The sequence below is a fragment of the Bacillus sp. SIMBA_005 genome (assembly GCF_046535585.1).
GTDB classification, from domain to species: domain Bacteria; phylum Bacillota; class Bacilli; order Bacillales; family Bacillaceae; genus Bacillus; species Bacillus pumilus.
The window spans coordinates 1-329 of record NZ_JAWRWI010000143.1 but is presented as its reverse complement, the minus strand read 5'-3'; the positions used below and the strand labels follow the sequence as shown (position 1 = coordinate 329).

Below are 329 nucleotides of genomic sequence, written 5' to 3'. Positions count from 1 at the left end.
CTCGTAGTGCACGAGGCGGCTCGGGTCGAAGCTCTTCGTCCACAGCGCCATCTGGTCGAGGTTCGCGCCCGTGCCCGACTCGTTGCCGAGCGACCACATGATCACGCTCGGGTGGTTCTTGTCGCGGTTCACGGTGCGGGCCATGCGGTCGAGATAGGCGTCGCGCCAGCGCGGATCGTCACTCGGGTTGTTCTTCCAGCCGACGTGAACGAAGGCGTGGGTCTCGAGATCGCACTCGTCGATGACCCAGAACCCGAGCTCGTCGAACATGTCGAGTACGTCGGGGTGGGGCGGGTAGTGCGAGGTGCGCACGGCGTTGATGTTGTGCC

General features: G+C 65.0%; 1 protein-coding gene. It reads right to left on the bottom strand.

Annotated elements, in window-relative coordinates:
* Nucleotides 1-329, bottom strand: a 329-nt coding sequence (locus SB660_RS19495) for a glycoside hydrolase family 2 TIM barrel-domain containing protein (protein ID WP_410583899.1), incomplete at both ends; no start/stop codon positions are given.